26 protein-coding genes and 2 pseudogenes are annotated in these 24,942 nt (G+C 70.5%); 23 read left to right on the forward strand and 5 right to left on the reverse strand.

Translation table 11 applies throughout. The features are described 5' to 3' along the window. The first annotated feature begins 82 nt into the window (after window positions 1-82). The 3 genes from CF165_RS13205 (at window position 83) to CF165_RS13215 (ending at window position 2,253) form a co-directional block, all read left to right on the forward strand. On the forward strand, window positions 83-1,510 hold the full coding sequence (locus tag CF165_RS13205; protein WP_093947786.1) for an LGFP repeat-containing protein: 1,428 nt from the start codon (window positions 83-85) through the stop codon (window positions 1,508-1,510). Between the two features lie 92 nt (window positions 1,511-1,602). Next, window positions 1,603-1,977, forward strand: coding sequence for a peptidoglycan-binding domain-containing protein (locus CF165_RS13210; RefSeq protein WP_093947787.1), 375 nt, complete (start codon window positions 1,603-1,605; stop codon window positions 1,975-1,977). Between the two features lie 3 nt (window positions 1,978-1,980). Then, window positions 1,981-2,253 carry a hypothetical protein gene (locus CF165_RS13215; RefSeq protein ID WP_143268562.1) on the forward strand — a complete coding sequence of 91 codons (273 nt, stop codon included), beginning with the start codon at window positions 1,981-1,983 and terminating at the stop codon, window positions 2,251-2,253. Between the two features lie 275 nt (window positions 2,254-2,528). Here the strand turns inward: CF165_RS13215 and CF165_RS13220 are convergent, their stop codons facing one another. Further along, on the reverse strand, window positions 2,529-3,467 hold the full coding sequence (locus tag CF165_RS13220; protein WP_093947789.1) for a LysR family transcriptional regulator: 939 nt from the start codon (window positions 3,465-3,467) through the stop codon (window positions 2,529-2,531). Between the two features lie 88 nt (window positions 3,468-3,555). On the opposite strand from CF165_RS13220, the gene CF165_RS13225 reads away from it, so the two are divergent. From CF165_RS13225 to CF165_RS13235, 3 genes are read left to right on the forward strand one after another with little or no spacing between them, the layout of a single operon-like run. Next, the gene (locus tag CF165_RS13225; RefSeq protein WP_093947790.1) at window positions 3,556-4,839 is read left to right on the forward strand and encodes a CitMHS family transporter; all 1,284 of its coding nucleotides are present in this window, start codon (window positions 3,556-3,558) and stop codon (window positions 4,837-4,839) included. A 14-nt stretch (window positions 4,840-4,853) separates the two neighbouring features. Beyond that, on the forward strand, window positions 4,854-6,137 hold the full coding sequence (locus tag CF165_RS13230) for an acyclic terpene utilization AtuA family protein (protein ID WP_093947791.1): 1,284 nt from the start codon (window positions 4,854-4,856) through the stop codon (window positions 6,135-6,137). Next, the gene (locus tag CF165_RS13235) at window positions 6,124-6,465 is read left to right on the forward strand and encodes an AtuA-related protein (protein WP_093947792.1); all 342 of its coding nucleotides are present in this window, start codon (window positions 6,124-6,126) and stop codon (window positions 6,463-6,465) included. Before CF165_RS13230 ends, CF165_RS13235 begins: the two co-directional genes overlap by 14 nt. Here the strand turns inward: CF165_RS13235 and CF165_RS13240 are convergent. Next, window positions 6,425-7,777: an alpha/beta hydrolase-fold protein gene (locus CF165_RS13240; protein ID WP_093947793.1), complete on the reverse strand. Its 1,353-nt coding sequence runs from the start codon at window positions 7,775-7,777 to the stop codon at window positions 6,425-6,427. The genes CF165_RS13235 and CF165_RS13240 overlap by 41 nt on opposite strands. A gap of 337 nt (window positions 7,778-8,114) precedes the next feature. Between CF165_RS13240 and CF165_RS13245 the strand changes: the two genes are divergently transcribed. Beyond that, the gene (locus CF165_RS13245; protein ID WP_143268564.1) at window positions 8,115-9,257 is read left to right on the forward strand and encodes a DUF1707 SHOCT-like domain-containing protein; all 1,143 of its coding nucleotides are present in this window, start codon (window positions 8,115-8,117) and stop codon (window positions 9,255-9,257) included. 48 nt (window positions 9,258-9,305) lie between these two features. Here the strand turns inward: CF165_RS13245 and CF165_RS13250 are convergent, their stop codons facing one another. Beyond that, window positions 9,306-10,070: an SDR family oxidoreductase gene (locus CF165_RS13250; protein WP_093947795.1), complete on the reverse strand. Its 765-nt coding sequence runs from the start codon at window positions 10,068-10,070 to the stop codon at window positions 9,306-9,308. 100 nt (window positions 10,071-10,170) lie between these two features. On the opposite strand from CF165_RS13250, the gene CF165_RS13255 reads away from it, so the two are divergent. Beyond that, on the forward strand, window positions 10,171-11,049 hold the full coding sequence (locus tag CF165_RS13255; RefSeq protein ID WP_093947796.1) for a helix-turn-helix transcriptional regulator: 879 nt from the start codon (window positions 10,171-10,173) through the stop codon (window positions 11,047-11,049). Window positions 11,050-11,070: 21 nt separating this feature from the next. Here the strand turns inward: CF165_RS13255 and CF165_RS13260 are convergent, their stop codons facing one another. Further along, entirely contained in the window at window positions 11,071-11,676 is a 606-nt protein-coding gene (locus tag CF165_RS13260; RefSeq protein WP_093947797.1) for a TetR/AcrR family transcriptional regulator, read from the reverse strand. A 109-nt stretch (window positions 11,677-11,785) separates the two neighbouring features. Between CF165_RS13260 and CF165_RS13265 the strand changes: the two genes are divergently transcribed. The 11 genes and pseudogenes from CF165_RS13265 to CF165_RS52555 all read left to right on the forward strand — a co-directional run. Next, window positions 11,786-12,607: an SDR family NAD(P)-dependent oxidoreductase gene (locus tag CF165_RS13265; RefSeq protein ID WP_093947798.1), complete on the forward strand. Its 822-nt coding sequence runs from the start codon at window positions 11,786-11,788 to the stop codon at window positions 12,605-12,607. A gap of 75 nt (window positions 12,608-12,682) precedes the next feature. After that, window positions 12,683-13,189 carry a nuclear transport factor 2 family protein gene (locus tag CF165_RS13270; protein ID WP_093947799.1) on the forward strand — a complete coding sequence of 169 codons (507 nt, stop codon included), beginning with the start codon at window positions 12,683-12,685 and terminating at the stop codon, window positions 13,187-13,189. Between the two features lie 4 nt (window positions 13,190-13,193). Further along, window positions 13,194-13,808 carry a TetR/AcrR family transcriptional regulator gene (locus tag CF165_RS13275; RefSeq protein WP_093947800.1) on the forward strand — a complete coding sequence of 205 codons (615 nt, stop codon included), beginning with the start codon at window positions 13,194-13,196 and terminating at the stop codon, window positions 13,806-13,808. Between the two features lie 150 nt (window positions 13,809-13,958). Then, entirely contained in the window at window positions 13,959-14,864 is a 906-nt protein-coding gene (locus CF165_RS13280) for an ABC transporter ATP-binding protein (protein WP_093947801.1), read from the forward strand. A gap of 11 nt (window positions 14,865-14,875) precedes the next feature. Continuing rightward, on the forward strand, window positions 14,876-15,619 hold the full coding sequence (locus CF165_RS13285; protein ID WP_240521568.1) for an ABC transporter permease: 744 nt from the start codon (window positions 14,876-14,878) through the stop codon (window positions 15,617-15,619). Continuing rightward, window positions 15,610-17,115: an ArnT family glycosyltransferase gene (locus tag CF165_RS13290; protein WP_093947803.1), complete on the forward strand. Its 1,506-nt coding sequence runs from the start codon at window positions 15,610-15,612 to the stop codon at window positions 17,113-17,115. Before CF165_RS13285 ends, CF165_RS13290 begins: the two co-directional genes overlap by 10 nt. A gap of 68 nt (window positions 17,116-17,183) precedes the next feature. Next, on the forward strand, window positions 17,184-18,536 hold the full coding sequence (locus CF165_RS13295) for a sensor histidine kinase (RefSeq protein ID WP_240521569.1): 1,353 nt from the start codon (window positions 17,184-17,186) through the stop codon (window positions 18,534-18,536). Beyond that, window positions 18,533-19,156: a response regulator gene (locus tag CF165_RS13300; protein WP_093947804.1), complete on the forward strand. Its 624-nt coding sequence runs from the start codon at window positions 18,533-18,535 to the stop codon at window positions 19,154-19,156. The genes CF165_RS13295 and CF165_RS13300 overlap by 4 nt, the downstream gene beginning before the upstream one ends. A 58-nt stretch (window positions 19,157-19,214) precedes the next feature. Further along, window positions 19,215-20,223, forward strand: a pseudogene (locus CF165_RS13305) (cytochrome P450). Next, window positions 20,220-20,885 (forward strand): TetR/AcrR family transcriptional regulator, encoded by a 666-nt coding sequence (locus CF165_RS51150; RefSeq protein ID WP_158226772.1) that lies wholly within the window; start codon window positions 20,220-20,222, stop codon window positions 20,883-20,885. Before CF165_RS13305 ends, CF165_RS51150 begins: the two are co-directional and overlap by 4 nt. Window positions 20,886-20,890: 5 nt before the next feature. After that, a pseudogene (locus CF165_RS52555) lies at window positions 20,891-21,064 on the forward strand (response regulator); the annotation flags it as partial. A 48-nt stretch (window positions 21,065-21,112) separates the two neighbouring features. On the opposite strand, the gene CF165_RS13320 reads toward CF165_RS52555, so the two are convergent. Continuing rightward, window positions 21,113-21,961, reverse strand: a complete 849-nt coding sequence (locus tag CF165_RS13320) for a LysR family transcriptional regulator (protein WP_093947806.1) — start codon at window positions 21,959-21,961, stop codon at window positions 21,113-21,115. Window positions 21,962-22,008: 47 nt separating this feature from the next. Here CF165_RS13320 and CF165_RS52055 point away from each other — a divergent pair, with 47 nt between their 5' ends. The 4 genes from CF165_RS52055 to CF165_RS13335 all read left to right on the forward strand — a co-directional run bounded on the left by CF165_RS52055 (window position 22,009) and on the right by CF165_RS13335 (window position 24,935). Beyond that, window positions 22,009-22,293 carry an SDR family oxidoreductase gene (locus CF165_RS52055; RefSeq protein WP_205660840.1) on the forward strand — a complete coding sequence of 95 codons (285 nt, stop codon included), beginning with the start codon at window positions 22,009-22,011 and terminating at the stop codon, window positions 22,291-22,293. A gap of 395 nt (window positions 22,294-22,688) precedes the next feature. Continuing rightward, window positions 22,689-23,564, forward strand: coding sequence for an AfsR/SARP family transcriptional regulator (locus CF165_RS13330; protein ID WP_158226773.1), 876 nt, complete (start codon window positions 22,689-22,691; stop codon window positions 23,562-23,564). A 371-nt stretch (window positions 23,565-23,935) separates the two neighbouring features. After that, on the forward strand, window positions 23,936-24,088 hold the full coding sequence (locus CF165_RS51155; RefSeq protein ID WP_158226774.1) for a hypothetical protein: 153 nt from the start codon (window positions 23,936-23,938) through the stop codon (window positions 24,086-24,088). A gap of 115 nt (window positions 24,089-24,203) precedes the next feature. Next, window positions 24,204-24,935: a 2OG-Fe(II) oxygenase gene (locus CF165_RS13335; protein WP_093947808.1), complete on the forward strand. Its 732-nt coding sequence runs from the start codon at window positions 24,204-24,206 to the stop codon at window positions 24,933-24,935. Window positions 24,936-24,942 lie beyond the last annotated feature (7 nt).

The following is a 24,942-nucleotide window of genomic DNA, read 5'->3' on the forward strand; positions in this document are numbered from 1 at the left end:
GATTAGTATCGAGTACTTCAATGCCATCTGATCTGCGCGGACTGACATTTCGGCAAACGCGAATGAACAAAGGTGGAAGGCGATGGCGATGCCGAGAGAACACCTGACCGACTTCGACAATCCACATGCGGACGACCCTGATCTGGCGGAGGCCTACGAGGCGGGCTATCGAGAGGCGGCCTTCGGTACCCATGATGCGGACAAACCATCGCCGTTCCCGGCGGGGCCACAGTCTGACGCCTGGAAAGAGGGCTTCGTCGCGGGTGCACGTCGTTTCCGCGCGTACCAGAAGGGCTACGCGCGGGGTATCACGCAAGGCCTGCAACACGAGGGCACTATCGACCCGATGCCGAACCCGCACCCGCCGGGTGACCTGGCCAACGCCTGGGGCGAGGGTCAGCAGGACGGGTTGCTCACCGCGCGGGTTGTGCGCGACGACATCGCGACGAAGGCTCTGGAGATTGCGCACTTCGACCAGCCTGCCGGGCCGATCCATGGATCGGGGTGGTACTGGCAGGAATGGAACGGTGGCCGGGCCATCTATGTGCAGCGACCAGCGGACCACGAGCTGCCCCCCGACGCGGTGTTCGCGGTGGACGCACCGATCCACGCCGAGTACCAGCGGCTCGGCGGCGTCGGTGGGCTGCTTGGTCGTCCCGTGGGCGACACGGAGAACGTGCCCGATGGCCGCGGCACGGTCAGTGAGTTTCAAAACGGCACGATGTACGCCACCGAGGCTACAGGAGCCCGTGAGGTGCATGGCCTGATCCGTCAGCATTGGCTCGAACGGGGTGGGCCTCGCAGTGACCTCGGTTACCCGACCAGCAACGAGTTGGACGAGCGAGCGGACCACGGGAAGGTCAACACCTTCGAGCGAGGGGATCTCTACTTCTGGCCCGACACCGGTGTTGTCGAGGTCGCCGGAATCCAGGTCCGCTACCGAGGCCAGAACTGTTTCGGGGAGTCAGACGAGATCTCCGCCGAGGACGAGACCTACATCGTCGCCAGCACGGTCGGTCCAACACAGGAAACAATCAAGTCCACGACCACGTCGATCGCCGACGTCAACGGAGGCGGCTCATACCCGGATTTCCTGGTCCTGTACAGCGGAGCGCCCGCCGGCATCGGCGCGCTCGCCGTCACGATGATGGAACACGACGCGGGGAACCCCGACCAGTACCGGACGCAGATCGAAGGCGGCGTGCGCCTGGCCCTCAACGGCCTCGCCGGGGCCATCGCGGCAACCGGTGTCGGGCTCCCTGTCAGCGGCATCGCTCTCGCCCTGGCCAATGCAGGCGCCGGCCCCATCGCCAACGCCATCAACAGCGCCATCGGCTCCGGTGACGACCTGATCGGGACCGACGTCTTCCCCTTGGCCCCCAAGTCCCTCATTGAGCTCGCACGAGCAGAACTCCAACGCGAACGCGATGTGGAATTCAACCTGGCGACCAAACTGCTTTCAGCGGACGGAGGATCATACAAGGCGTACTTCGACGTCGACTTCGTCTAAGAGTTGTCACGTAACTGATGGGCGGGTTGCCGAGCTAATTACGACTGAACCGAGGACATGCGCATACCTGAATTCTGAGGAGACGATCGCAGATGCCGTTCGATCAACCAGATCTTCAAATCGGCGACAGCGGCCCCGCGGTGGCCAGGCTCCAGGAGGATCTGACTGTCGTCGGGTGTTTTGCCGACGCTGTCGACGGATCCTTCGGTCAAACAACGATGGATGCTGTCATGCAACTCCAGGCGAACGTCGGGCTATCCGTCGACGGCGTCGTCAGCGCTGATACCTGGGCAGTCATGGAAGGCCCGGAAGCAACCGTCGAGGATTCCATCGACCTCGCCGACTTCCCGGCCATCTCCCTCGCCGCCAATCACGGAGCAGAGGGCGACCTCGAGGCCTACCTCGCTGACCTGGGAATCACGTCGGTCGGAGACAAGTCGGTCCAAGAACACCTTCCGGAGGAGTAAGCCGTGGCTTGTGAAATTCAAAAGGTAGGTGCCGCCGTCGCTCTGGGCAACGCCATCGCCGCGACTCCGGGGGTGGCGTTCGGCGCTGTGGCGCCGCCGCTCGAACCGTTGCTGGCGCTCAGGATGTGGCTGTCGTGGGCGGCGCTGCTGGTGGCGCTCGGGTTCCTCATCAAATGCCTCGAGGAGAACGACCTGGGCGACGATGCCGCCAAGCTGCGGCAGGAGCAGGAAAGGCTGCGCCGGGAGCTGGAGAGCCTCAAGCAACGGGTGCAATAGGCCAATTTGCCCGGTCGCGAGCGTGTCGATTTTGGACAGTCACATCTTCTGACCGCGTGGGTGTGTTCACGATGATCGGCGCTGTCGTCGGGATGTCCTTGGCCGTGCTCGCCGGCGAGAGGCAACCGTAGAAGGGCTGTTGGCGCACTCGGAACGTTCCCATTTGTGCTCTCTGAAATTCAAGACGATCCGCAGCCACGGCACCTTCGGTCGCGGCGGCCCACCGCCATCTGCCAGGCACCGGACGGGCTGATGGCCTGCGCCGGTTCCACCGTTCACGATGGCAACCAGGACGTCTCCTGGGGCAGGTCGATGCCGGAGCGGCTCGCGTCGGTGATGGCGGTCTGGAAGGCGACGACCGCGGGCGCCAGCGGCCGGTGGGGGACGCGGACGACGGCGATGGTGCGTTCGGTGCGGGGGGCGCCGAGTGGACGGTGTCCGAGTTCGGCGAACGTCATGAGCGGCAGGACGAGTCCCGGCACGGCGGTCACGCCGAGGCCGGCGGCGACGAGGCCGGCGACCGCGCTGATGTTGCGGGCCTCGATGGTGTTGCGCGGGCGGGCGCCTGCCTCGGTGAAGGCCCGGTCGAGGTGCTGGCGGATGCTCGTGGTGCGGTCGAAGGCGATGAACGCCTCGGCCGCGAGGTCGGTCCAGGTGACCTCCGCGACCTCGGCGAAGGGGTGGCCTTTCGGGAACACGCAGCAGAACCGGTCGGTCGCGACGGGGGTGACCAGCAGGTCGTCGGTGGGGTCGGTGGTCGCGGACACCACGGTCACGGCCAGGTCGACGTCACCGGCGCGGACGCGATCGAGCACCTCGGTGGCGAGGGCGTCCTCAATGGACAGGACGACGCCGGGGTGGTCACGGTGGTAGGTGGACACGATGGCAGGCAGCAGGATCGCGGCCAGGGAAGGCAAAGTCGCCACGCGGACCCGGCCGCGCTGTCCGTCGAGGAAGCCGGTGAAGTGGCGCAGGTTCGCGTCGAACGACGCGACCGTGACGCGGGCGATCGCGACGAACTCGCGGCCTTCGGCGGTCAGTTCGAGCCGTCTGGTCGTGCGTTCGAAGATCGCCACCCCCAGGCGCCGCTCCACTTCGAGCACGGTCCTCGACAGTGACGACTGTGCCTGCAGCAGCACCTCCGCCGCCGCGGTGAAGCTCCCGGCGTCGTGCACGGCGAGCACGACGCGGAGCTGCTGCACTGTCAGATCCATGCGCACAGCTCATCAATCTATCGGATATTGATGCTTGCCGCGCGGGGTGGCGGCTGGGGAAGGTGAGCACACTCGAAGGAGGTCAAGGATGCTCGCCGCGAGTGGCTTCGTCACGATCGCGCTGTTCCTGGTGGCTGTGCTGTCCCGCCGGGTCTCGGTGCTCATCGCGTTGACCGCGCTGCCGGTCCTCGTCGCGGTGGTCACCGGGCACGGCGGCGCCCTCGGCACACTGGTCGGCGGCGGTCTCCTCAAGGTCGCCCCGGTCGCGATCATGATCACGTTCGCGGTGCTGTACTTCAGCCTGATGATCGACGCCGGGCTGTTCGACCCGGCCGTCGCGCGGGTGCTGCGCTGGGCGAAGGGTGACCCGCTGAAGATCACCGTCGGCACCGCGGTGCTGACGCTTCTGGTCGCGCTCGACGGCGACGGCGCGTCGACGTTCCTGATCACCGCGTCGGCGCTGGTGCCGATCTACGAACGGCTCGGCATGCGGCGGCTCGTCCTCGCCGGCGTGGTCTGTCTCGGGGCCGGCGTGATGAACATGGTCCCGTGGGGCGGCCCGACCGCCCGGGCCATGGCGGCGCTGCACCTGACCTCGGGCGACATCTTCGTGCCGGCGATCCCGGCGATGGTCGCGGGCATCCTGTGGGTGCTGGTCGCCGCGTTCCTCATCGGACGGTCGGAACGCCAGCGGCTCGGTGTCATCGAACTGGCCGAGGTCGTGCCCGCGCCGGAGCCGCGCGCCGGCTGGGCTCGCGTCCGGTTCTGGTTCAACGTGGTCCTGACCCTCGCGCTGATCGTGGTGCTGCTCGCCCAGTGGTTCCCGCTCGAGGTCGTGTTCGTGGTCGCGTTCGTCATCGCGGTGATCGTGAACCGGCCGAAGTGGGAGCAGCAGCAGGAGCTGTTCGCCCAGCACGGCACCAACGTCGTGCTGGTCACCACGATGATCTTCGCCGCCGGCGTGTTCACCGGGATCCTCGGCGGCACCGGCATGATCGGGGCGATGGCGAAGTGGCTCGTCGGCATCATCCCGCACGGCGCGGGCGGTGCGCTGCCGGTGATCGTGGCCGTCACGAGCATGCCGCTGTCGCTGGTGTTCACCCCGGACGCCTACTACTTCGGTGTGCTGCCGGTGCTGGCGGAGACCTCGGCGGCCTTCGGCGGCAGTGCGGCCGAGGTCGGGACGGCGGCCATCCTCGGGCAGATGACCACGGGGTTCCCGCTCAGCCCGTTGACCGCGTCCACGTTCATCCTGGTCGGCATGAGCGGCGTCGACCTGGGTGACCATCAGCGGTTCATCTTCAAATGGGCGTTCGGCACGACGCTGGTCATGACCGTCGTCGCGCTCGTGACCGGCGCCATCTCGTTCTAGCGGGGAGAGATCACTTGTCCACCACCAGGATCGGCAGCGGGGCGGGGTTCTCCGGCGACCGGATCGAGCCGGCGGAGGACCTCCTGCGCCGGGGGGACCTGGCCGACATCGTGCTGGAGTGCCTCGGCGAACGGACGGTCGCGCTCGCGCAGCAACGCAGGCTGGCCGACCCGGCACTCGGCTACGAACGCCGGTTGCCGGCCCGGTTCTCCCGGCTGCTGCCCCCGGCGCTGCGCAACGGCGTGCGGATCGTGACGAACATGGGTGCGGCCAACCCGCTCGCGGCGGGCCGGGTCACCCGGGACCTCCTGGACGCGCACGGGCTCGGTGGCCGGGTCGCGGTCGTCACCGGCGACGACGTGCTCGCCGGCCTGGACCTGGACGCCCCGGCGTGGGAGACCGGGAAGCCGCTGCGTGAGCACGGCGAGATCGTGTCGGCGAACGCGTACCTGGGTGCCGACGCGCTGCTCCCCGCACTGTCCGCCGACGTGGTGATCACGGGCCGGGTGGCGGACCCCTCGCTGTTCGTCGCGCCGCTCGCCGACCGCCTCGGCTGGGACGTCGGCGACCTGCCGAGGATCGCCGCGGGCACGGTCGTCGGGCACCTCCTCGAATGCGCGGGCCAGCTGACCGGGGGCTACTTCGCCGACCCCGGCTTCCAGGACGTGCCGGACCTGCCCGCGTTGGGGTTCCCCTTCGCGGACGTCGAACCGGACGGCACCGCCCTGTTCGGGAAGCTCCCCGGCACCGGGGGACGGCTGTCCCGCGCGACCGTGCGCGAGCAGCTGCTCTACGAGATCACCGACCCGGCCGCCTACCTGACCCCGGACGTGACGCTGGACGTGCGCGGTGTGTCGGTCACCGAGACCGGTGCCGACGCGGTGCGCGTGGCGGGCGCGCGCGGGACCCCGCGACCGGGGTCGCTCAAGGTGAGCGTCGGCTACCGGGCGGGGTCCAAAGTGGAGGCTGAGATCTCCTATGCCGGTCCGAACGCCGCCCGCCGCGCCGCGCTCGCCGCCGAGGTCGTCACCACCCGGTTGGCCGGCGTGCCCCTGCGTGCCGAAGTACTCGGCGGCGAGACCGACTGCCGGCTGCGGGTGGCCGCGATCGGCCACGACCGGAACGTCCTCGAACGCGTCGGCGACGAGGTGGAGTCCTTGTACACCAACGGTCCCGCCGGCGGCGGGGGAGTGCGCGTGCACGTCGGCGAGGTGATCGGAATCGTCTCGACCCTCATCCCGCGCGACGCCGTCCGCCCGGCTGTGACGTTCCTGGAGGCACCCGATGCTGCTGCATGACCTGGCGCACTGCCGCGCGGGGGACAAGGGCAACGTGGCGACCCTGTCGGTGTTCCCCCGCGACGACGGCGACTACCAGTTGCTGGTGCGGACCCTCACGGCGCACCGGGTCCGCGCCCACCTCGCCGAGTACGTGGCGGGCGACGTCGTCCGCCACGAGCTGCCCGGCCTGTGCGCGCTGCACTTCGTCTGCCACCAGGTCGTCGACGGTGGCGTCACCACGTCGCTGGCCCTGGACACCCACGGCAAGTCCCTCAGCTCACGCCTGCTCTCGCTGGAGCTCCGAGTCACGCCCCGCGGCGTGACTGGGCGAACAGCCAGTCGATGACGACGTCGTTCTCGTAGGTCTGCCCCCACGCGAAGTGCGGGCTGGGCGTCGTCGTCCCCGCCGTGTAGCTCGTGAACAGCACGTGGCTGCCGGCGGCGCGGGCCTCGCGCAGCAGTGCGCGCGAGCGGGCCTCGAACTCGGCCTTGGGAAGGTTGTTGGCCCACTCGCCGCGGGTCACCTTCGTGCCGGTGGCCTCCAGCGCGTTCATCAGCGTCCAGGTACCGGGTTTGCCGAACCGGCCCTCCCGGTAGGGCACCACCGGGTCGTCGATCGAGTGGTCAGTCCACAGTGGAACGTGGGTGATCCTTTCCATCGCGGACACCTCGCCCCAGCCGGAGGTGGCCAGGGCCGCGGCGAACTTGCCGGGGTACTTCGGCAGCAGGTGGTAGATCCCGCGGCCGCCGGAGGACAGGCCGACGAGGTAGATCCGGTCGGGGTCGACGGGTTCGCGGGCCGCGAAGGTGTCGATGAGCTCGGCGGTCGCCGCGTTGACCCGGGCGTCGGTCCAGTCGGTGCCGTCCGGGCCGTCCATCGGGCGGGGGAGCGGGATCTGGGGAGCGAGGACGAACGCCGGGTTCGTGCGCTGCCGTTCCGGTTTCGCGAACGTGACCGCGATCCGGTTGCCGGTCAGCTGGGTCAGGTCGTTGTCGGCGACCTCGCCACCGCCGTGCAGGGTGACGACGAGAGGGCGGCGGCTGTTCCCCGTTGCCGGCCGGTGGAGCCGGAACCTCAGCTCGAACCCGGTCGAGTCGACGAACGAGCCCGCGGTGAAGCCGTCGACGACCGGGGTGAGCACGCCGTCGTTGCGGACGGCGAACGGGGTCGCCGGGAGGACGACCGCACCGCCGCGGGTTTTCAGGTCCTCGACCTGCCGGATCGCATACGCCCGGTCGAGCGGCAGCGGGTCGACGGCGCCCGAGGCGCGTGCGTTGGGATCCGCCGGATCCAGCTCGATGACCACGTACTGGCCCGGCCGGCCCCGCTCGGCCACCTCGGGCGCGGTGTTCGGGTAGGCCCGGGTGACCGTCCGGGACGCCTTCTGGCCGCCGACCGTGGCGACGACCTCGAACGCGGACGGCGCGATGGTGCCGCCCCGCAGGTCGACGGGATCGGCGTACCGGACGGCGACCGCGGTGACCCGCCAGTTGTCGCGCGGTGTCACGGTGGTGATGAGGTCGGCGCCCAGGACCGGGTTCTGTCCGCGGCTCACCGGCGGGCTCGCCGCGGCGGCGGGCGGACCCGTGCTCACGACCTGGGCCGTGACCGCACCGGCGGCCAGCGCGAGTGCGCCCCGTCTCGAAATCCCGGTCATGCGTACCTCGTCTCCTCGTCGAGCGACGGTTCACCGACGAGTCTGGTGGCAGCCGACGACCGCGGTCCAACACCGGCATCCGATCAATCGATGCGGTACACGCATGGACGGCGTCCATCCGTTTGGGGGAGCGGGAACCACCGAAGCGAAGGTGCCGCCGGAGCGCACGCTGCGGGCCTTCCAGGGTTCGGCGTCGGTACGACCGTGACCGAATCGAACCGAGGGCGCCTGGCCAGTTCACGGCAAGGTGTTGATCTGTGGCGGCGCCGGCGTCAGACTCGTCGCCGGGGTGTCCGGCTCGTCATGGCCGGGCGTGCTGGGAGATTGCGAAGGTTCATTGGTCGAGTGGTGGAGTCGTCAGGTACGCAAGGCCGCTCGGCGGAAGCATGCGTTGGCCGTGGTGGATTACGCGGTGGCGTGCGGATGGCTGGACCAGGTCCGCTCCGAGGGGCTTCGGCAGGAGGTGTCGGAGGCGGCCTATCACGATCTGCCGGCGATGGTGGCCGACCTGCCCGCGCCGAGGTGGGACACGGTGCCCGCCACCACGCCCGTCGGCGACCTCGAGCGCGAGTTCGCGATCACCCTCCTGGACATCGCCGCCGAGTACGACTCGTTGAGCGGCGCGGATCGCAGGTGGCGGACGATCTTCGCGGCCCGGGCGCGAACCGCGGCGGATTTGCTCGTGTTGTTCCTGGACATCGAGCCGCACCTGCGGCCCCGGCGAAACGATCCCGCGCTGGCGGCAGGCCTGGAGCGGCTCGCCTTCGTGCAGGAAGCCCTCCAGGCCAGGGGGAGCCGCAGGCTGACCAGAGCGGAGTTCGACAGCATCCTCGAACGCGCGGCCTCAGGCGAGAGCCTTGACACGTTGCGCGCGGCATGGGATGGCCCACGACAAACCGGCCGGCCGGACAGCCGCGGTGGGGATCACGTGGTGGAGTCCGGCAGGTCGGCTGTCGTGGCTGAGCCGGAGTATGTTTTGGTGGTTGAGCCGCTGGAGCCGGACCCTGTTGTGGTGGTCGAGCCGGTTGTGGTCGAGCCGGTTGAGCCGGAGCCCGTCGTGGTGAGGCCGGCCGTCGTGGCTGAGCCCGCGGTCGCCGACCCGTCGGCGCTCGACGTCGACCGGGCCCGGGTCGCCAAGTACCTCGAACAGGCGTTGGCCGAGGAACGACTCGGTCCGGGTGAGCACGCGGCCCGGACCGTCGGGGTCTGGTCGGCGACAACGACCCGTGAGCTGGCGAAGCTGGTGGTCGACCTCCCGTTGCCGGCCAATGACCCACTGAGCGACCGCAAGCCGGATCCCCACTCGGACGACCTGATCACCCCGGCCCACCGCCAGGTCGTGCTCGACCGGCTGAACCGCGCGATGGCCGGCGGCGTACTCACCTTGTGGGAGTACGAGACCCGGCTGGACGTGGCAGTGCGAGCCCGCACCTTCGAGGAACTGACGCCGGCGATCACCGGCCTGCCATCCGGCTGGTAGCAGGCCGCACCGGCCGAACTCAGTCCGACGCGCACCGGGCCCCCGGCCTCAGCCCCGGTGCGGGTCGGTGCCGTTGAGTGCCGCGACGACCTGGGCGTATTCGCCGCGGGCTTCGCCGTAGCGGAGGAACTTGACCCGTTCGACCTGGACTTCCTTGGCCTCCGGCTGTGTCTCGAGGATGCCCATCACCTCGGCGACGAACTCGCCGAGCGGCATCGCCTGGTCGTTTTCGGCTTGGCCCGGGAGCAGGTCGGTCTGCACGGACGGCGGTTCCAGCTCGAGGACGCTCACCGACGTGTCGGCCAGTTGCAGCCGCAGCGACTCGCTGAGCATGTGGATCGCCGCCTTGGACGCGTTGTAGCTCGGGGTCACCTTGAGCGGGATGAAGGCCAGTCCTGAAGAGACGGTCATGATGGTGGCGTCCGGCCGGGTGCGCAGGTGCTCGATGAAGGCGGCGATCAGGCGGATCGGACCGAGCACGTTGGTCGTCACGACGTTCTCGGCGGACTCGAGGAACGTTTCGGGCTGGTGCCAGTCCTCGACGCGCATGATGCCGGCCATGGTCACGAGCACGTTCAGCTCGGGGTGGCGGGCGAGCACCTCCTTCGCCGCGGCCTGGACGCTCGCGGTGTCGGCGGTGTCGATCCGGACCGTGTCGATGCCGGGGTGCTCGGCCGCGATCTTCTCCAGCCGTTCGGTGCGGCGCCCGCCGACGATCACGGTGTTGCCCCGCTGCTGGAGGGCGAGCGCCAGGGCCAGGCCGATGCCGCTGGTGGCGCCGGGGATGAAGAGGGTGTTTCCGGTGATGTCCATGCCCCGAGTCTCGGTGTCCCGGCCGGGGTGGCGGCAGAGATCGGTTATCGGGGGATCGGTTGTCCCTGGTTCGGGCTCGGCGGAGCGGGATACTGGGGTTATGGATCGAGCGGAACTGGCGGCCTTCCTGCGTCGGCGCAGGGAGCAGTTGCAGCCGGAGGACGTCGGTCTCCTGCCGGGAGCCCGCCGCCGGACGTCGGGGCTGCGGCGGGAGGAGGTCGCGTCGCTGGCCGCGATGTCGACGGACTACTACACGCGCCTGGAGCAGCAACGCGGTCCGCAGCCGAGCGAGCAGATGCTGGCCGCGCTCGCCCGGGCGCTGCGGCTGAGCGACGACGAGCGGAACTACCTGTTCGTGGTGGCCGGCCGCAACGCCCCGTCTCCCGCGGCGACCGCCGCGCACGTCGCGCCCGCGTTGCTGCGGGTGCTGGACCGGTTGTCGGACACGCCCGCGCTGATCTTGTCCAACCTCGGCGAGGTCCTGGTGCAGAACCGCCTCGCCGAAGCGCTCTACGGCGGAAATTCCCACCACACCGGTCTCGCGCGCAGCGAGATCTACCGCTGGTTCACCGACCCCGGCCAGCGCCTGATCTACCCGGAGCACGACCGCGACCGGCAGAGCCGCGCGCTGGTGGCGAACCTGCGGGCCGCGCACGGGTCGATGGGTCCGCATTCACGGGCCGGTGAGCTGGTGCGGGCGCTGCGCCGGGAGAGTGAGGAATTCTCACGGTTGTGGGAACGGCACGAGGTGGCGAAGCGGTTCGAGGACCACAAGGTGCTCGTGCACCCGCAACTGGGGGAGATCGAGGTGGATTGCCAGGTGTTGTTCACCGAGGACCAGTCGCAGGCGTTGCTGGTGCTGACCGCGCCGCCACGTACGGAGGCGTTCGAGAAGCTGCAGCTGCTCGGCGTGCTGGGCCACGAGCAGTTCGAGGACGGTGAATCCGCAGAGGCCGTCCCGCGGGGGTTGTCCGTGTGACGCTGAACCGGTGGTTCGTCGTCACGGGGCCTGACGCAGTCCCTCGAGAGCCACGTCGATCGCGGCGGTGGCCGCTGCCGGGTCCGTTCCCGCTCGCGCCAGCAGCGAGGTCCCTTCGGCGACCACGAGCAGGAGCTGAGCCTGCGCTTCGGGGGCGGAGGCCGTCGTCACTTCACCTCGGTGCTGGGCCGCGCGGAGGGCGTCGGCCATCATGCGCACGAAGCGCGCGAACGACTCTCTGACGATCGCGGTCGCCTCGTCGTCCTGCGGCACGAGCTCGGCGGCCGTGTTGCCCATCATGCAGCCGTGCGGGGCCTGGGGGTCGGCTGCCGCGGCTCCGAGCTGGGCCGGCATCACCAGGAGCTCTCGCAGGGCGGGCAGCAGCGGGATCGTGGCGAGCGCCGGCTCGAGAGCCCGTTCGTAGTCGGCCCAGTACGACTTGACGGCCTCGAGGTAGAGCTGCCGCTTGTCGCCGAAGGTCGCGTACAGGCTTCCGCGTTCCACGGCGAGGCCGTCGACCAGGTCCTGGATCGAGGTGCCGCCGTATCCGGACGCCCAGAAGATGCCGCGCGCCCGTTCCAGCGCGTCGGCGGGGTCGAACCCGCGGGGCCGTCCCGTCCTCGCCATGAGCCCACCCTACGACTTCTTGACTGCCTGTTCAAGAAGTCGTAGGGTCGGTCTCTCTACTTCTGGAACGCTTGCATGAAAGTCGTTCCCCGCTCGGACGGGAATCGGAATGAAGGATCTTCGCGCCGCATACGGCCAGTACGCCGTCGTCACCGGGGCGTCCTCCGGTATCGGCGAGCAGTTCGCCCGCCGGCTGGCCGCCGCCGGGGTCGACGTCGTTCTGGTGGCGCGCCGCAAGGACCGCCTCGAGGCCCTGGCCGCGGAGCTGTCGCGCGCGCACGGCACCACCACCAAAGTCGTCGCCCTGGACCTGCTCACGCCGGGAGCGGTCGACGACCTGTGCCAGCAGGTCGCCGACCTCGACGTGGGCATCGTCGTGGCCAACGCGGGGTTTTACTTCGCCGGACCGCTGGTGGCCAACTCGCTGGCCGACGAGCTCGACGTCCTCACCATCCACGGGGCGGTGCCCCTGCAGCTGGCGCACCGCTTCGGCCGAGGCTTCGCGCAGCGGCGCCGCGGCGCCATCGTCCTGGTGTCGTCCAGTATCGCCGCCAGTCCCGTGCCCTTCGAAGCCAACTACGCCGCGGTGAAGGCCTACGTGCTGTCACTGGGCCAGGCGTTGAACCACGAACTGAAGAAGGACGGCGTCGACGTGCTGGTCGTCTCGCCCGGGCAGACGCAGACCGAAGGCCTGGACAACGCGGCCGGCATCGACTTCGGCAGGCTCGCCGGGTCCAAAATGGACCCCGCGCGGGTGGCGCGGACCGCGCTGGACAACCTCGGCAAACGCGCCCACGTCATCCCCGGCGCGGTCAACCGCGCGGCCGACCTCATGGGCAAGTACCTGCTGCCCCGGCGGTGGTCGGTGCGCCTGTACGCCTCGATCATCGGCCGCGCCCTGACCGGGGACACCGGACCGCGTCGAGGGTGATCGCGGTTGCTGTTTACGACGTACTGTCGTAATCTTTGCGACAGTACGTCGTAAAGACTGGAGAGGGGCTGGCCCATGGACACGCTCGCCGACCGAGCCGAACTCGTCGAACTGCTCGGCCGGTATGCCGACATCGCGGACCTGAAGGAGTACACCGAGCTGCCCGGCCTGGTCTTCGCCGACCCGGTGACCCTCGACTTCGAGGCGGTCGCCGGAATTCCGCCCATGACCACGCCGTTGCGCGACTACGTCGAAGTCCTTCGGGCCTCCTTCGCGCCCTTCACCGCAACCCACCACGTCATCAGCGGGCACGTCATCGAAATCGACGACGACACCGCGAAGATCCACGCGCACGTCCGAGCCGAACACTGGGTCCCGGACACACTCGCCGACGGTGGGCCCCACCGCTGGCTGGTGGCCGGTTTCTACGACAACGAGGCGGTCCGCACGGCGGATGGCTGGCGCCTCAGCCGGGTCAAGCTGACCTCGACGTACCAGGAGAACCCGCACCTGGCGGGTCTCGCCGTGACCGCCGGCCACCGACCCCGGGGAGCGGACGGCGCCGGGCCGGCGGGAGGATGACCGGATGCCGCGGATCCGGGGAGCCAGCATCGACGAGCACCACGAGATGGTGTGGGCCGACCTGGCCGAAGCGCTTCGGCAGCTGCTGCTCGACCACGACTTCGACGCGATCACCATGGGCCACATCGCGGCCCACGCCGGGCTCGCGCGCAACACCTTGTACAACTACGCCCGCGACAAGAACGCGCTCGTCCTGGCGTTGACCCGGCGGGCGTGCCTGCCGTTGATCGAACGGGTGGCCGCGATCGCCGCCCGGTCGGCGGACCCGGCCGCCGAACGGATGCGGGACATCGTCGAAGCAGTCTTGAAGGCGTGCACGGACCAGGCCCTGCACCTGATGTTCCGCCCGGGTTCCGGGCTGCCGGTCGCCGAGGTGCCGAAAGGCCCGGAGGGCCCGTTCCACGCGATCGTCGCCGAAGTCCGGAACGTCGTCCGCGACGGCATCGCCCGGGGGGAGTTCCGCGATGTCGGCGACGTGCAAGTCGCCGTCGAGCTGCTGTCCGGCGCCATGCGGGCGGGTGCCGAACGCATCAGCCGCGACCCGGCCACCTTCGCGGCCACGGTCGGCGCGGCACAGGACATCATCCTCGCGTCCCTGGCACGCCGCCCGGGCTCATGACCTCGAGGGCTGGGCGCCCGCATCCGCCGATCGGTTGATGCCGGGTCCGCCACCGGGACAGCCGGGTTCGAACCGTCCTGACGATCCGCCGGAGCCCCTGCCCGCGGGATTCTCGATCCGTCGAATCTGAGCGAGAAGGGGGACGGCGGCATGCCGGTCATCGAGGTCGAGCACCTCCACAAGGAATACGGGGACAAGGTCGCGGTCGACGACGTGTCCTTCACCGTCGAGCGCGGCGAGATCTTCGGCATCCTCGGCCCGAACGGCGCGGGCAAGACCACGACCGTCGAGTGCCTGGAGGGCCTCCGGATCCCCGACGGCGGCACCATTTCGGTGTTGGGCCTCGATCCGCGCCACGATCGGGCGGAGCTGCGCCAGCGCGTCGGCGTCCAGCTCCAGGACGGCCGGCTGCAGGACAGGCTGCGGGTGGGCGAACTGCTCGACCTCTACGCCGCGTTCTACCGCACACCCGCCGATCCGCGGGGGCTGCTCGCCACGCTCGGCCTGACCGAGCACCGGAACACCACGTACCGGAAGCTCTCCGGTGGGCAGCAGCAGCGGCTGTCGATCGCGCTCGCGCTGGTCGGGAGCCCTGAGGTCGCGGTGCTCGACGAGCTCACCACCGGCCTCGACCCGCAGGCGCGCCGCGACACGTGGCAGCTCATCGAGGCGGTGCGCGCCCAGGGCGTGACGATCCTGCTCGTCACGCACTTCATGGAAGAAGCCGAACGGCTCTGCGACCGGGTCGCGGTGATCGACGCCGGCCGCGTGGTCGCCGTCGACTCGCCGGCCGGGCTCGTCGCCCGGGTGGTCGACGAGCAGGTCGTGCGGTTCCGGCCGTCGGCCCCGCTCGAGCCCGGGCTGCTCGAGGCGCTGCCCGAGGTCCGGAAGGCCGAGCGCCGCGGCGACCGTCTCGTGGTCAGCGGCCACGGCAACGTCCTGCACGCGGTGACGTCGCTGCTCGCCAGGGAAGGCGTGATCGCCGGAGACCTGCGCGTCGAGCAGGCCGGCCTCGACGACGCCTTCGTCGCACTCACCGGCCGCCGGCCGGAATGAAGGGGGAAACCGTGTCCGTCCTGACCAAGCTGACCGCCGCCGAGGCCAAGGTCTTCCTGCGCGACCCGGGCGCCCCGGCCGTCGTCGCAGGCATCCCGCTCGCCCTGCTGCTGGTGTTCGGGCTGATGCCCGGCGCGAACCTGCCCGACCCGAAGTACGGCGGGCACAGCGCCCTGGCCACGGTCATCGCGCCGATGGCCGTCACGATCCTGCTGGCCATGCTCGCCCTGACGCTGTTCCCGAACGCGATGGCCACCTACCGCGAAAAGGGCCTGCTCAAACGGCTTTCCGCGAGCCCGGTGCCGCCGAGCCGGCTGCTCGCCGCGCAGCTGCTGGTCAACCTGGCCGTCGCCGTCGTCGTGGTCCTGGTGATCGCCGGGGTCGGCGGGCTCGCGCTCGGCATCCCGTTGCCGGGCAACCCGGGCGGTTTCCTGCTGTCGATCGTCCTGGGCACCCTGGCGTTGTTCTCCGCCGGCCTGGTGGTGGCGGCCCTGGCGCCGACCGGCCGCGCGGCGAGCGGCATCGGCAGCGCGCTGCTCTTCCCGATGATGGCGCTCGGCGGGGTCTGGGTGCCGAAGGAGCAGCTCCCGCCGTTCCTGCAGCACGTCGCCGACGTCCTGCCGCTGGGGGCGACGCTCAACGCGCTGCGCGCCACCTGGGCCGGGGACGCCCCGGAGCTGCTGCAGCTCGGCGCGATGGCGGCCTTCGCCGTCGCCGGCACCGCGATCGCGGCGCGGGTGTTCCGATGGGAGTGACGACCACGCCCGCCCCAGCCCGGGTCCGGCCGGTCGCGCCGCTTGCGGTGGTCCCGGTGGCGATCGTCGCCGCGCTGACGGCGATCCCGTTGCTGCTGACCTCGAACCGGTACGGCTACTTCGGCGACGAGCTCTACTTCCTGGCCGCCGGACGGCACCTGGCCTGGGGCTACGTCGACCAGCCGCCGCTGCTTCCGTTGCTGGCCAAAGCGATGGACGCGCTCGGGCCTTCGCCGTTCGTGCTGCGGATCCCGGCGCTGCTGGCCACCCTCGCCGGGATCGCGCTGACCGCACTGATCACCCGCGAGCTCGGGGGCGGGGCCAAGGCGCAGACCCTGGCCGCGGGGACCTTCGCCGTGTCGACGCAGTTCCTGGCGGGCGGCCACTACCTCGCCACGTCCACAGTGGACCCGGTGCTGTGGACCCTCGTGCTGTGGCTGCTGGTCCGCTGGCTGCGCACCCGCGCCGACGGGCTGCTCGTCTGGGCCGGCGTCGCGACCGCGGTCGCGCTCTACGCGAAGTTCCTCATCGGCGGCTTCTGGCTTGCGGCCGGGATCGCGGCCCTCGTCTGCGGGCCGCGGGAGCTGTTGCGGCGGCCCGCGTTGTGGGCGGGCGCCGCGATCGCCGCGATCGCACTGGTGCCGACGCTCGGCTGGCAGGCCGCGCACGGCTGGCCACAGCTGGGCATGGGTGCGGCGATCTCACGAGAGGTCGGCGGCACCTGGGGTGGCCGGCTGACGTTCCTGCCGACCGCCCTGCTCACCGCCGGGCTGCCGGTCGGCGTCGTCCTGCTGTGCTACGGCCTGTGGCGGCTGCTGCGCGACCGCGAACTCCGGTTCCTCGGCTGGACGACGCTGCTGCTGACCGTGGTGTTCGTGGCGGTCAACGGCCGGTTCTACTACGTCGCCGGGATGTACCCGGTCTGCTGGGCGATGGCCGCCGTCGCGCTCGAGCGCCGGGAGGCCGCCCGCTGGTGGCGGTGGATCGCCACCTGGCCGTGCTACGCGCTCGCCGCACTGCTCGTCCTGCCGGTCGCGCTGCCGGTGTGGCCGCGGGCGTGGCTGACCGAGCACCCCGCCCTGCCGGCACCGCTGTTCGCGTTCGCCGAAATCGGCTCGCCCGAGGCCGCGCGCTCGGTCGCCGAAGCGTTCGCGCGGCTGCCCGGGCGGGCGCACACGGCGGTGCTCACGGAGACGTATTGGGAAGCGAGCGCGCTCGACCGCTACGGCCGCGACCTCGGCCTGCCGGAGCCGTCCAGCGGCAACCGCGGGTACGCGACGCTGGTCGTACCACCCGAAGGCGCGATCGACGTCCTGTACGTCGGCGCCGACCCGCGGCCGCTGCTCGGGCACTTCACCGGCCTCCGGCCGCTGGGCGAAGTCACCACAGGCACCGCGAAGCCGAGCTACTTCGACGGCGTGCCGCTGTGGCTGGCGACCGGCCGGACCGAGCCGTGGTCCGCGCTGTGGCCGAAGCTGGTGAACACCCACACGTGAGCGCCCGGTACGGCCCGGCCCGCCCGCGTAGGGTGCGGGAAGACCGGGCGCGCACGGGGGACAGGAGCATGATGGACGATCGTCCGGCAGCTCACCGGCCGGACCGGGAGCCGGGCGACGATCCGGCCGCGGCCCGAGGACACGAGAGCGTGAGCCTCAAGGTCGACTGGAACCGGCCGATGTGGCCGCCGGAGCCGGCGCGGACCCCGGTCGGCTGGCAACCGTGGCTGCACCGGGTCGAGCGGTTCCTGCCCGGACTGCTGCTCGCCGTCGCGACCGCGGTCAGCCTCGGCGTCGGCGGGCACGACGGCCGCTGGTGGGCGATCACCGGCGGCCTGGTCGCCGTGGCCGCGCTCTGGGTGCTCGGCACGGTGATCTTCGCCCCGCCGCGGCTGCGCGGACGGCCGTCCTTCGCCCTGCTCACGTTCCTCGGCGTCATCGGGCTGGGCGGCGTCCTCGAAGGCCGGGACGTCACCTTCCTCATCTTCATGATCTTCGGGTTCCTCGCCGCCATGCGGCTGCGTCCGACGTGGCTCGCCTTCGCCGCGCTGGCGGTGACGTCGCTGCTGATCAACACTCTCGGCAACGGCGGGCCGGTGCACGCCCTGCGGGAGCGGCCGGCCGTGTGGATCACGATCGTCGTCGTCCAGACCGCGGCCATCGGCGGCGGCGGGCTGCTGTCGGCGGCCGTCGCCCGGCAGAACGAGGAACGACGGCGCGTGCTCGACGACCTCGCCACCGCGCAGGCGGAAAACGAAGGCCTGCAACGGCAACTGCTCAGCCAGGCCCGCGAAGCGGGGATCCTCGACGAGCGGCAGCGGCTCGCCCAGGAGATCCACGACACCCTCGCCCAGGGCTTCACCGGCATCATCACGCAGCTCGAAGCCGCCGCGCTGGCCAAGGACGAGCCCGCGGAGTGGCAGCGGCACCTGGACTCCGCGACCGCGCTCGCGCGGGAGAACCTCACCGCCGCCCGGCGTTCGGTGCGCGCGCTGCACCCGGAGCCCCTCGATGCCGCGGCGCTGCCCGAGGCGCTCGCCGGCGTCGCGGCGCGGTGGAGCGCGCGGACCGGCGTACCCGCCGCGGTCACCACCACCGGCGACCGGCGGCCGCTGCACCCCGAGATCGAGTCGACCATCCTGCGGGTCACCCAGGAAGCTCTGTCCAATGTGGACAAGCACGCCGCGGCGAGCCGGGTCGGCGTCACGCTCTCCTACATGGACGACGAGGTCAGCTTGGACGTCCGCGACGACGGCGCCGGCTTCACCCCGGGGCCGGGGCCCGGGTACGGGCTGCCCGGGATGCGGCGCCGGGTCCTGCGCCTCGCCGGTAGGCTGTCCGTCGAGTCGGAACCCGGCGGCGGCACCGCGATCTCGGCCATCCTGCCCGCCGTCCCGTTCCCGCCGGAGGCCTCCGCATGACGATCACCGTGCTCATCGCCGACGACCACCCGATCGTCCGCGACGGGCTCCGCGGCATCTTCACCGGCCGCGGCTTCGAGGTCGTCGGCGAGGCGGCGAACGGCGCCGAAGCCGTGGCGCTGGCCGAGCGGCTGCGCCCCGACGTCGTGCTGATGGACCTGCGGATGCCGGGGACCGACGGCGTCGCGGCGATCACCGAACTGGGCCGGCTCGGCAATCCGGCGCGGATCCTGGTGCTCACGACGTACGACACCGACTCCGACGTCCTGCCCGCCATCGAAGCCGGCGCGACCGGCTACCTGCTCAAGGACGCTCCGCGGGAGGACCTGTTCCGCGCCGTCGAGGCCGCCACCCGCGGGGAGGCCGTGCTCTCGCCCGCGGTCGCCAGCCGGCTGATGGGCCGGATGCGCGGGCCCGCGCGGGAACCGTTGTCCCAGCGCGAACTCGAGGTGCTCACCCTGGTCGCCCGCGGAACGACGAACAAGGAAGCCGCGAAGAAGCTCTTCATCAGCGAAGCGACGGTCAAGACGCACCTGATCCACGTCTACGCGAAGCTCGGCGTGAAGGACCGCGCGGCGGCCGTCGCGGTCGCGTTCGAACGCGGGCTGCTCGGTTCGTAGGGCCGGTATCGAAGACAGCTGCCTTGATTAAGGCACCTGTCTTACCTAGGCGGCGGTGATGCCCGACGACAGAGCGCACGTAAGCGACGGCGACGACCCGGCCGCGGCGGTGGCGCTGGAGGGACTGCCGCCGTACCCGTTTCCGAACCCCACGGCGCTGGAGCCACCGCCGGAGTGGGCGCGGCTGCGGTCGCAGTGCCCGGTGGCCCGCATCGAACTGGCCAGCGGCGACGAAGCTCTGCTGCTGACCCGCTACGACGACGTGCGGGCGATGCTGTCGGACGCCCGGTTCAGCCGCCAGCTCGACGCCGACGACGCCTCCCGGGTCTCCGACAGCGACGACGGCGGCGTGTTCAGCCGCCCTTCGGCATCGACCGGCGGCGAGGCGGACGAACCGGTCGCGTCGATGCTCGGCGGTCCCGAGATGGTCGAGGCCGGCGCGCCCGCCGACCTCGGCCCGGCACTGGGGTTCCCGCTGCCGGTGTTCGTGATCTGCGACCTGCTCGGGTGCCGCGGGGCGATCGGGACCGGTTCGCGCGCTGGTCCGACACCATGCTCAACATGAGCCGGTCGCCGGCCACGAGACCACCGCCAACATGATCGGCAAGATGGTCGCGATGCTGCTCGCGGACCGCGAGCACCGCTGGGAACGCCTGCTCGCCGACCCGTCGCTGGCGCCCTCCGCCGTCGAAGAGGCGCTGCGGCTCGACGCCAACCCCGGATTCGGGATGCCGCGCTACATCTCGGAAGAGACAGTGGTCGGCGGCACGACCTTGCCGCGCGGCACGACGGTGGTGTGCAGCATGGCCGCCGGCAACCGCGACCCCGACGCGTTCGACGGCGCCGGCGAGATGGACCTCGCCCGCCGGCCCAACCCGCACCTGGCCTTCGGCGTCGGGCCGCATTCGTGCGTGGGCCAGCAGCTCGCGCGGGTCGAACTGCAGACCGTCCTCGAGGTGCTGCTGCGCCGCCTCCCCACCCTCGAGCTCGTCGGGGACGCCGCGGACCTGCGCGCCCGGCAGGGACTGATCGTCGGCGGGATCGACCGGGTACCGGTCCGGTGGTGACCGTGCCGCGACCGCAACCGGGCGGGAGGTCGGCGGCGACCCGGGCCCGGCTGCTGGCGACGGCGGAGCGGCTGATCGCCGAGGACGGCGTCGCCCAGGTGTCGAGCCGGCGGCTCGGGCAGGAAGCCGGGCAGGCCAACAACTCGGCGGTCGCCTACCACGTCGGCACGATGGAGGAGGTGATCCTCGCCGTGCTGCGTCGGCACGGCGAGGCGATGGACCGCATCCGCGCCGGGATGGTGGACGCGGCCGAGGGCTCGGCCGAGCTGCGCGACCACGTGGCCGCACTGGTGCTGCCCACGACCCTGCACCTCGCGGAGCTGGGGGTGCCCAGCTACTACGCCCGCTTCGCCGCCCACGTCGTCAGCGACCCGGCCCTGCGCGCGCCGGCGCTGTCGGTCACCACGTCGACGCCCGTCATGCAGCGGGCGCTGCTGGCGGTGGCCGCCCACGCCGGCGACGCGGCCGGCCCCACGATCCTCACCCGGTCGGCGATGGCCCGGCACGCGATCATCCACACCTGCGCCGAACGAGAAGCCGAACTGGCCGAAGCCGGGAACCGTTCCGGCATCCCGGGCTGGGCCGAGACCGGCGAGATCCTGGTCGACGGCATCACCGTCCTGCTGGCGGCACCACCACCGCGGCGAACCGCCGTCGGCTGAGGCCTTTGCCGGAGCCGAATGGGTTGGAGATCTGCCGGAGGCTGCGCCGCCGCGGGTTCCGCACGCCGATCCTCATGCTCACCGCGCGGGACCCGGTCGAAGATCGGGTCGCCGGGGCCGACGACTCCCGGGTCAAGCCGTTCGCGCTGGACGAGCTGCGCGCCCTGCTGCGGCGCACCGGCTTGCTTCGTGACCTCTGTCGCGACCTGGTACCGGGTGGACCTTGGTTACAGGTGGGCTGCCGTGCGGACGAGCCCGGCGACGGCCGGGGAGCGGCTGTGCGCAGGCCAGGCAAGAACGGTGGTGACCGGAGATGCGCCGGTCAGGGGAACGGCAGCGTGTGCGCTCCACAGCCAAGATCGGGCGGAGGCGCCCGTGACGGCGACGGTGTGCCCGAGGGCGATCAGCTGCGCCAGCTGCGACTGGTCGTGGATCTCGGGGCCCGGGCCGGGTGGGTAAGCGCCGTCGTTGCAAGGCCAGCGGGCGAGGGGGAGGTCCGGCAGATCGCTGATGTCGGCCATGGTCAGAGACGTGCGCGTGGCGAGGGGATGCCCCGCGGGCAGGATGGCGACCTGCTCCTCGGTGAGCAGGTCTTCGGTGTCGAACCCGGCGAGGGAGTGGACGGGCCGCTGCATGAGCGCCACGTCGGCGCGGCCGTCTCGCACCATCCCCGCCTGTTCCCCCATCCCGCACAGCAGCACCTCGATTTCGGCTGCGCCGGGTTCGGCGGCGTGGGCATCGAGAAGCTTCCGCAACAGCTCGTGATTCGCGCCGGCCTTCGCCGCCAACGTGAGGCGGTTCGCGGAGGCCGCGGCGCGCCGGGTGCGCCGGGCGGCCGCGGCGGCGGCCTCGAGGATGGCGCGGGCCTCGCCGAGCAGCACCCGACCTGCGTCGGTGAGGAGGACGCCGCGGCGGTTGCGTTCGAGCAGGGTGACACCGAGACGCCGTTCGAGCTGCTGAATCGCCCGGGACAAGGGCGGCTGAGCGATGCCGAGGCGCTCGGCTGCCCGGCTGAAGTGCAGTTCCTCGGCGACGGCGACGAAGTACCTCAGCTCGCGGGTCTCCAGCGTGTTCACCGCATCACCTTACTGCGGTGATACCAGGTGGGTATGAAGCTCGCGGTGTGACCAGCGCGAACAAAGGACTCGGATACGCCGCCGGGGTGGACGCGTTCGCGGTCCTGCTGGACGTCACCAGTGACCGCAGCGTCACCGAGGCCGCGGAACTTGTCGAACATCAAGGCGGACACCTGGACGCTCTGGTCAACAACGCCGCCAGCTCCGGAGAGATGGGACCGGGACGGATACAGGATCCGACCACGACGTCGTTCGCAGATCGCGTAGACCAACATCCCCGGTCCGGCAACACCGGAGCGCGGCCACTGAAACAGCTCTCCGTTCGGTACTGACGGGACCGTCGACCCTCCGATGTGCCGGATCCAAGGCCGCCGACGCCCAGCGCCAGGCCGTCAATGCCGGGACACCGTTGCCGCTACCCGTCAAAGCCGGTCGATCACCTCGACTCCGTTCACCGCAGACGACGGCCGACCCGCTCTCACGCAGCGCATTCAAAGTATGTACAAGAATCCTGCAGACATGGCCCGGCAATGTATTCGTGGTGGGCGGGAGTGAGCGGCACGCTTGCGACTGCGAGATGCCGGGGGGACCAGTGAGATCAGGAAAACTAGGCCGGGCAGCAAACATCGTCCGGTTGGAGCGGCCGAGTAGTCCGGTGCCAGGCCGCGACCTGGACCGGGCCACCAGCCTGGATGCATCGCCAAAAGGCGATACAAAGTCGCCTACGGTGGAGTTCCGCCTGTTCGGCGCTGTCGAGGCGCACATCGGTGGTCGCCCGGTCGACCTCGGTCCGGCTCGCCAGCGCTGCGTGCTGGTGGCGTTGCTGATCGACGCGAACTGTGTCGTCCCGATCGATCAACTGATGTCTCGCGTCTGGGGAGAAGCGTCCGACCACCGCGCGACGCTTTACAGTTATCTGTCTCGGCTGAGAAAGGCACTTGCCGATGCGGAGGAAGCTGAGATCGTCCGCGTGTCAGGCGGCTACACACTGACTGTCGATCCCATGGTCGTGGATCTCTGGAGGTTCCGGCACCTGGTTGAGCTCGCACGTCTGAGCCAAGATGCGGAGGACGCCGCCGAATGGTTCGAGCAGGCCCTGAGCCTGCGACGGGGGGAAGCCTTCGGCTGCCTGGATACCGCCTGGCTCAGCGAACTGCGCGGCCAGGTGGACGCGGAGCTGCGCGCCACCAGGCTGAGGCGCAATGAGCTGATGCTGCGGTTGGGACGCCACATGGACCTGATCGCGGATCTGACCGCGGATGTGGCGGCGCAACCCCTGGACGAACAGCTCGTGTCCCAGCTCATGCTTGCCCTCTACAGGGCAGGCCGCCGGGCCGAGGCCCTGTGGGTTTACCACAGAACTCGCAAGGCCCTCGCCGACGAACTGGGAATTGATCCCGGCCCCGAGCTGACCGAGTTGCATCGGCGCGCACTGGCCGATGCCGTCGACGTCGCGCCCGGGGTGGCCAATGGCAGGCGACCTGGCTCGACGCAGTTTCCGGCCGACGTCGTTGACTTCACCGACCGTGACAAGTGCTCGCCCGGATGCGTGCCCAGCTGGACCGAGCGCCGGATCCTGCCACGTCAGCGGCCGCTACGGTGATCGACGGCCGGACCGGGCTTTGCCTGTATCTGCGCCGCTACGGAACCGAGCCGCCCATGGCGGTCGTCGAGACCGCGATTACCAGGTATTCAGCGAGAGCGGGCCGGACGACGTGAGTTCGACGACCGCCGGAGCGCGCTCTCCGGCCCCAGGACGGCCTGGACGGGATCCCGTTGAGCTGCGTTTCAAGTCGCTGCAAGGTTCTGCCAGAGCCGATCGGCACAGTGGTCGACGTCGGGCGAGGGCCGCCAGGGACCGGGGCGAACGGGTCTTGCGACTGAGGCTTGGTCGCCGTTGTCCTTCACACCCGAACCGGCACACCGTGAAGCACGGGTGGCACGAGGTCGCCCCATCAGTGAAAGGAGATGACCATGGCGTCTCAGCGTGAGCACGATGGTCTGCTGGACCAGGCGCAGTCGGCCAAGAGCGAGTTCGTTCCCACGATCGAGCAGGAGCTGGAGATCCTCAGCTGGCCGCGGTGCCTGTCGGCCGTTCCGGCCGACGTGCTGGACCTCATCGAGTAACGCCGCGCCTCCGCTGGCCGGCACCTGACCGGCGGTGCCGCGGGTGACCGGGCCTGGCTCACCACCCGCGGCATCGCCGCCAGACCCCCATGGACAAACCGACAGGAGGACCCGCATGAAGAGGGTGCTGAAGGACCAGAACATCTCGGTGATCGACGGCTACCTCGGCGAGCGGGAATTCGGCCTGTTCACCGAGGCCGTGCAGTTCACCGAGTACACACCGATGCACGGCAAGGCGTGGGTGAAGGCGTACGGCGTGCCGGGTGGTCCCATCTTCGAGAGCGCTCTGGTCGTGCGGGGGCACAAGACTACGACTCCACCCACCTTGGGACACGTCGGTCGCCTGATGGACAGGTTCACCGAGCCGGCCTCACCGCTCGCGGCGCTGTTCCAAGACGGCACAACCGCCGAGGACCACTACCTGACCGGCCGAATCGTGCTCTTTGGACGTGGCGCGGGATTGCGGTGGCACGCCGACGCCAGCGAGCAGATCGGCGCGTACATCTACTACTGCCACCCGCAATGGCACACCACCTGGGGCGGCGAACTGATGGTCATGGACGGGTCTTCCGTGCTCGGCCAGGGACTGTCGGCAGCCGAGACCAACAGTTTCCGTAAGGCAGCGACAGATTCGCCGGGGTCTGTGGTCGGACCGGACTACGAGTGCGACGGTGCGGAAACCCGTCGGGCCGACATCGGCACCGGGCGTTTCGTCATGGCCAAGCCCGACCGTCTGGTCGTCCTGACCGGGACGGCCGAACATCGGGTCGCGCCGGTCACTGCGGCCGCCGGTGACCACTTGCGTTGCGCGGTCACGGGTTTCGTGGTCCGCAAGCGCGCGAACTGAGCGAGGG

This window comes from Amycolatopsis vastitatis, from assembly GCF_002234595.1.
Taxonomy (GTDB): domain Bacteria; phylum Actinomycetota; class Actinomycetes; order Mycobacteriales; family Pseudonocardiaceae; genus Amycolatopsis; species Amycolatopsis vastitatis.